The 6,420-nt window shown below is 41.9% G+C and carries 9 protein-coding genes; 7 read left to right on the top strand and 2 right to left on the bottom strand.

The window, feature by feature from the left end; all coding sequences use genetic code 11:
* Positions 1–253: 253 nt before the first annotated feature.
* From VNZ46_RS10935 to VNZ46_RS10925, 3 genes are all read left to right on the top strand, one after another.
* Positions 254–583: a hypothetical protein gene (locus VNZ46_RS10935; RefSeq protein WP_325560197.1), complete on the top strand. Its 330-nt coding sequence runs from the start codon at positions 254–256 to the stop codon at positions 581–583.
* A gap of 193 nt (positions 584–776) precedes the next feature.
* Complete coding sequence (locus VNZ46_RS10930) at positions 777–1,175, top strand: hypothetical protein (RefSeq protein ID WP_325560196.1); 399 nt, start codon at positions 777–779, stop codon at positions 1,173–1,175.
* A gap of 5 nt (positions 1,176–1,180) precedes the next feature.
* On the top strand, positions 1,181–1,369 hold the full coding sequence (locus VNZ46_RS10925; RefSeq protein ID WP_108553909.1) for a hypothetical protein: 189 nt from the start codon (positions 1,181–1,183) through the stop codon (positions 1,367–1,369).
* Between the two features lie 27 nt (positions 1,370–1,396).
* Here the strand turns inward: VNZ46_RS10925 and VNZ46_RS10920 are convergent, their stop codons facing one another.
* Positions 1,397–1,582 (bottom strand): hypothetical protein, encoded by a 186-nt coding sequence (locus VNZ46_RS10920; protein WP_325560195.1) that lies wholly within the window; start codon positions 1,580–1,582, stop codon positions 1,397–1,399.
* 504 nt (positions 1,583–2,086) lie between these two features.
* Here VNZ46_RS10920 and VNZ46_RS10915 point away from each other — a divergent pair.
* Positions 2,087–2,734, top strand: coding sequence for a DUF6266 family protein (locus VNZ46_RS10915; RefSeq protein WP_325560194.1), 648 nt, complete (start codon positions 2,087–2,089; stop codon positions 2,732–2,734).
* 77 nt (positions 2,735–2,811) lie between these two features.
* The gene (locus VNZ46_RS10910; protein ID WP_325560193.1) at positions 2,812–3,456 is read left to right on the top strand and encodes a DUF6266 family protein; all 645 of its coding nucleotides are present in this window, start codon (positions 2,812–2,814) and stop codon (positions 3,454–3,456) included.
* Between the two features lie 117 nt (positions 3,457–3,573).
* On the opposite strand, the gene VNZ46_RS10905 is transcribed toward VNZ46_RS10910, so the two are convergent.
* The gene (locus VNZ46_RS10905) at positions 3,574–4,026 is read right to left on the bottom strand and encodes an Lrp/AsnC family transcriptional regulator (protein WP_325560192.1); all 453 of its coding nucleotides are present in this window, start codon (positions 4,024–4,026) and stop codon (positions 3,574–3,576) included.
* A gap of 144 nt (positions 4,027–4,170) precedes the next feature.
* Here VNZ46_RS10905 and rocD point away from each other — a divergent pair, with 144 nt between their 5' ends.
* Together rocD and rocF are read left to right on the top strand one after the other, a co-directional pair.
* Positions 4,171–5,430, top strand: a complete 1,260-nt coding sequence (gene rocD / locus VNZ46_RS10900) for an ornithine--oxo-acid transaminase (protein ID WP_325560191.1) — start codon at positions 4,171–4,173, stop codon at positions 5,428–5,430.
* Positions 5,430–6,380 carry an arginase gene (rocF, locus tag VNZ46_RS10895; protein WP_325560190.1) on the top strand — a complete coding sequence of 317 codons (951 nt, stop codon included), beginning with the start codon at positions 5,430–5,432 and terminating at the stop codon, positions 6,378–6,380. The genes rocD and rocF overlap by 1 nt, the downstream gene beginning before the upstream one ends.
* Positions 6,381–6,420 lie beyond the last annotated feature (40 nt).

The raw sequence follows: 6,420 nt of genomic DNA, 5'->3' as shown, positions 1-6,420 counted from the left end.
ATCTTTGGATATATCAAAATTAAAGCACTCTGTTATGAATATTACGCATCTCGGTTACCCATTTATATTTCGAATTAAAGTAAACACTGCTGCCGTTCTTGGCTTGGTTAGCCCTGGCTTTGGTGTTGTCGGTTAATACCCGCGGGTGCCAGTTTTGCTGGTACCCGCTTGTTTCTTCCTGAATATTCTCTGCGGTACGTAACGTGGGTTGAATATATAAATCATCTATTTTTTTACTTTAAAATTCATTAACATGAAAAAATCGTTTAAGGCGGCTTTAATGGTCGTGCTGTGTGCTGGCGGGTTGACCGCGGCTTTTGCTTTTACAAAATCGGCGTCTGTTCAAAAGGCGGGTTTAATTGCTTACACGTACAATTTGGGTACGTCTACTGGTGCGAGAAATGCTTCCAACTGGACCTTGGCTACGGGTTCTACGCCGAGTTGTGGGGCTGCGGGTTCGGTGCCTTGTAAGGTTGTTTTTGATTCTTCGGTGTATCCTACGTTGCAGGATTACATTAATGACCAACATTTTACGAGTGATGCTGAAGTGGCTTACGGGCCTGGGGTAGTGAGTAAGCAATAACCTCTCTTGTTGTGAAAAATATGTTTTCTGATCGCGCTGAGCCTTACAGGCTCTGAGGCTTGATCATGAAAACATATTTTTCCTGGGTGCAGACCTGGTTGGTGTATTAGCTGGGTATAGATAACCCGCAGCGGGCAGTAATGCTCTGTTCTGCGGGTTTTTATTTTTTAATCAATTTTAAACTTAAATATTAATGAATAACCATTTACGATTGAACATTTATTTGATGAGGGGGAACCGGGCTTGCCTGGTTTTTAAGAAGGACGGGATACTTTTTAGGGTGAACCGCTTGGTTAGGGCGCTGGAGTTTGTGGCGGAGATGGAGTTGTTGGCTAAGGGGGTTGATGCTGGTGGGATGCAGGAGTGTTATTATGAGCTGGTTGATGACCGGGGTGTGCAGCTGGTTTTTGAGTGTGGTTTTGATCTGGAGGTGTTGTCTTTGTGTTTGTGGAAGCCTGATGGGAAGGCTTCTGGGTTGATGGTTAGGGTGTTTAGCTGGGTGGGGAGTGGGAATGATTTTAGGAAAGCGGTGCGGGATTTGACCCTGATGGCTGGTTGTGCCAGGATGTTTAGGGTGTATAGAAAGGAGTGAGTGTTATGGCTAGGTTGTTTGTGTATACAAAGGACGTACAGGTGTTGACGGGGAAGGGTAGAACTGCTGCGCAGAAGCTCATTGCGGCCATTAAGGCGGAGCTGAATAAGGGCCGTAAGGATCTGGTTACTGTGGAGGAGTTTTGCAGGTATACAGGTTTGACCTTGGGATTGGTTTTGGAGCAGTTGCAATAGAGACGGCCGGAGTATATCCGGCCGTTTTTATTTTTGTTCTTTAAGTGGGAAACCTGGTAGGCCGCTAAAACCGACTCTATCAAGGAAAGCCTGAGCTTCCTGGGCTTTTTTGTTAAAGAAATCGTCGTTTGCTTTCTTAACTTCAGCTGGAGTCATTTTTTTTGAACTGTTATTTACTGTTTTTTTATCCACTGGCATAATAATACTTTTCATGATTCCTATATTCAAATTTACTTATTTTAATTCAAAATAAAGTATTTTATTGTTTAATGGGTAATTAAATTACTAACAGTGAGATTTTTATTTTCTTTTTTGTTAATGTTTAGTTCGTTTTTGGTTGTCATCACCTTATAAATTAAGTGTTTTTGATGACTAGATGGGGTGTTAGACAAGAGCAATTTTGAAATTACACGTATTCTATTTTGAAAATACATGACTTTTATTTTGAAATTACACGGGTTTTATTTTGAATTTGCATGGATTGGTGGTCTGGTTCATACTGGTGAAACTGGTTTGTATGAGCAAAAACACGTGGGTTTCTATGCCTGCTTTTGATCGTTTTTGACTGTCGATGCCTGTCTATGCCTGCTGTTCTAGGATGTTGTAAGTGGCTGATATACTTTTGTTTCGTAGGCTTTTGAAATCGCCGTGGCGCCGCGGCTGAGTTGGGGAGTTTATGAATTAACATGAGTATTTAACATTTAAAATTTCTAGAAAATGGGAAAGTTTTTAAAAGGAATCCTTGGAGGATTTAGTGGAAAAATTGGGAACGTGATTGGCGCTGTTTGGAGGGGTGTAGATTATATGCGGAGTTTGCCGCGTAAGTCTGGTAAACCGGCTACGGAGGCGCAGTTGATACCGCGTTTAAAAATGAAAGTGGTGGTTGGTTTTTTAAGGTCGATCAATGATCTGATTAAGCTTGGTTATCAATCTTATAAGGGTAAGCAGACGCCTATGAATGCGGCAGTTGCTTTTCATATTGATAAGGCGATTACGGGTGTTTATCCGAACTTGAACATCAATTTTCCGAAGGTGGTGTTTAGTAAGGGGCGTTTGCTGAGGCCTTCGGCTCCTGGGGTTGAATCTGTTACGCCGACTAAGATCAAGTTTGAGTGGTTGAACAATGCGCCTGCTACGGGTAGTTCTACTGCTGCAACGGATATGGCGACTTTGTTGTTGTATAATCCGGGCAAGGAGCAGTTTGTGGCGGCAGAAGATGTTGCGGCTCGTAGTGCGTTGACTTTTACGTTAGATGTGCCTGCGGAATGGATTGGTGATGATGTGCATGCATGGATGAGTTTTGTGGGTGTGAACCGCAAGGAGGTGTCTGATAGTGTGTATGTAGGAACGACTGCGGTGTTGTAGTTTGTGTAAGGCGTTGGCGTGGTGTAGACCTGCCAACGCCTTTTTGGTTAAAGCTATAAATCTTTAGACAAGTAAAAATGGCAATATATAAAAACGGGATAAATGGTCCATTTTCCGGAAAGGTGGGAAATGTAATTGGCGCGAGTAATAGGGGAGTGGATTATATCAGGAGCCTTCCTGTGCCTTCAAAGAAACCGCCAACTTTGGCGCAAATGAACCAACGGTTAAAGATGGCGATTGTTAGTGGCTGGCTGAGGCCTTTGGCGGATGTGATTAATGTTGGTTATCAGAGTTTTAATCATGTAATGACGCCGATGAATGCTTGTGTGTCTTATCACTTAAAGAATGCTTTAAGCGGCGCTGATGCTGCATTTGAAATAGATTATTCGCAGGCTATTTTCAGCAGGGGGGAGTTGCTGGTTTCGAGGGTTCGGGAAATTAAACCAATGGCTGGAGGCCGGTTGGTCATCAAATGGGAGAATGCATCGCCTTCTCTTTTCTGCGGGGATAGTGATCGGGCTAATTTTATTTTTTATAATCCGGATAAGGAGGAGTATGTGGTGTTTGAAGATATAGCTGACAGGTCTGCAAGAGTGGTGAGTTTAACGATGCCTGGGAATTTTGCGGGGGATGCTGTTCATGGATGGATGCACTTTGTGAGTGCTGGAAGGGAAATGGTGAGTACAACTGCGTATCTGGGATTTAACGCCTTAAAATATTGATAGTATATTAGAATTATTTTTATGAGATGATATATTAAATGATATGAATTTTTTATAATTTCCAAACCCGGCTAAAGGCAGGGTTTGGATTTCAATGGATAATGGCAACGTGTAGGATTACAAAATAATGTTCCTTCTAAATGCGCAGCCGAGTTCAATAATGGAATCTGTTTTAGCAATACCTGGTATATTATCTATTTTTTCGTAGAGCACCTGTCTCATGTGTTCATGGTTTTTGGCGATAATTTTTAAGTAAAGGGTGTAGGTGCCTGTAATGTAATAACACTCTGTTACCTCAGATATTTTCTTTAATTCTTCAATGATACGGTTTGAATCGTGGTCTTTTTCGAGCGTAATGCCTGTAAAGGCTCCCCAGTCATAACCGATTTTTTTCTCATTTAAAACCGGCTTGATGCCGGTTAATATGCCTTGTTCTGTTAATCTGGAGATTCTTTGATGGACCATGGTGTTCGATATGCCGAGTGCGCTTGCGATAGCGGAATAGGCCATTCGTCCATCTTGTTCAAGTTGTTTTAAAATTTGAATATCAAATTCATCTAGGTGATCCATTCTTTATTTAGATTATGTTTTTTCTTACTAACGGTATTTTAAGTTAAATATGTTTTTTTATTGGTTTTAAAAGTCAAATTTTATTTTTTGTGCTTAAAAATAATAAATATTATTATCTTCGCGACAACCAAATAACAAACAGCAATGAGATTTTCAGCGAATTTAACTAAAAGCGAAGAGCTAATAGAAAAAGAAAACAGATATGGTGCGCATAACTATCATCCTTTACCTGTAGTACTGGAAAGAGGGGAAGGTGTTTTTTTATGGGATGTGGAAGGTGAAAAATATTATGATTTTCTTTCGGCCTATTCTGCCGTTAATCAAGGGCACTGTCACCCAAGAATTATAAATGCATTGATGCGTCAGTCGGAAAAATTAACGCTGACTTCCCGTGCTTTTTATAACGATCAACTGGGTGCTTTTGAGGAGTTTATTTGTAAGCTGTTCGGTTTTGATAAGGCGCTGATTATGAACTCGGGGGTAGAAGCTGTAGAGAGTGCAATGAAATTGTGCCGGAAATGGGCGTACCAGGTGAAGGGTATTCCTGCCAATCAGGCCAAAATAGTTTTTGCCAGGGGAAATTTTCATGGCAGGACAATCTCGGTTATTTCGGCTTCTGACGACGAGAGTGCGACAAAAGATTTTGGGCCTTTTGTAGGGGGGATAGTGCATGTTCCTTATAATGATGCGGATGCTTTTGAAACGCTTTTAAAGGCCGATAAAAACATAGCGGGTTTCATTGTGGAGCCTATTCAAGGGGAAGCTGGTGTGGTTGTTCCGGATGGTGATTATCTGGCTCGTATCAAAGCGCTTTGTAAAGCCTATAATGTGTTGTTCATCGCGGATGAGATTCAAACCGGGATTGCCCGCACAGGCAGTATGCTGGCTTCCTACGATATACATGGTGATGATGAAGATAGTAAACCTGATGTTTTAATATTAGGTAAAGCAATTTCTGGTGGGGTTTTGCCTGTATCGGCGGTTTTGGCCAATGATGAGGTGATGCTGACGATAAAACCGGGCGAACATGGTTCTACTTATGGAGGAAACCCCCTGGCATGTGCTGTGGCGCTGGAGGCTTTGCAGGTTGTTATTGATGAAGAACTGGCTGAAAATGCTCAGATACTTGGTGAACTGTTTCGTAAAGGGCTTGAGGGTATTGCCAAAAGAACCGGTGTTATTGAACTGGTTAGGGGCAAAGGTTTGCTGAATGCCATTGTGATCAATTGCACGGAAGAGTCTGATCTGGCCTGGGATATCTGCGTTAAATTTAAAGAGAAAGGTTTGCTGGCTAAACCTACGCAGGGTAACAAAATCCGTTTGGCGCCGCCTTTGGTGATTACGGCGGAACAAATCAAGGAATGTTTGCTGATCATTGAGGAAGTTCTGTTGGATTTTGCGTAATGAAGAAAAGAATTCGGCTTATTAAAAACCGGTCTGATATTGGCGCTGGTACGCGTGGATCTGACATGGGGATAGATGCGATTGAAATTGCAGCTATTAATAAAGGCAGTGAGTATTTTAATAATTTTCCTTTTGTTGATGTGGAGACGCATAATGAAACGATTTATAATAAAGACAGGAATTCCTTTGCCAAAAGAATTGAGCATGTGGTGCAGCAATGTACCCGGGTTGCCCAAACGGTAGAGCGTACTTTAGCTGAAGGGGAGTTTCCAATCGTATTTTCCGGAGATCATTCTTCTGCTCTAGGTACCATCAGTGGAATCAAAGCTGCCTACCCGGACAGTACGCTTGGCGTGGTTTGGATAGATGCGCATGCGGATCTGCATTCGCCATACACCTCTCCGTCTGGAAATATACATGGTATGCCTTTGGCTGCTGCTCTGGGCAATGATAATTTGAATTGTCAGGTCAATGATGTTGCAGGGGAGACCTTGGTTTTATGGGAGAATTTAAAAACAATAGGTACCGGGGAACCGAAACTGAAACCAGATCATTTGATTTACTTCGGCGTTAGAGATACTGAATCGGCAGAGGATATTCAGATGCAGCATCTGGGTATTAAGAACTATAAGGTTGAGGAAGTGCGTTTCAGAGGATTAAACGAGTGCGTGGAAGAGGCGCTGGAGAAACTTTCTGCTTGCGATCTGATCTATATATCTTTTGATGTAGACAGTATGGATTGTGATTTGATCTCCTACGGAACGGGAACGCCGGTAGCTAAAGGCTTTGATGAACGGGAGATTATTACGATCTTGAATAAAATTATAAGTGCTCAAAAGGTGGTGTGTTTTGAAGTGGTAGAGGTTAATCCCTTGTTGGACAATAAAGGAAACAAAATGGCTGAATGTGCTTTTGATATATTGGAAGAGATCACTGAAGGTATAGGGTAATTATTTCATCAGCTGGGCGATTTCTTGGTTGATTATATAC

It is taken from the genome of Pedobacter sp., assembly GCF_035566355.1.
Taxonomy (GTDB): domain Bacteria; phylum Bacteroidota; class Bacteroidia; order Sphingobacteriales; family Sphingobacteriaceae; genus Pedobacter.
Note: the sequence above shows the minus strand (reverse complement) of the source record. Positions and strands in the feature narration are given on the sequence as shown.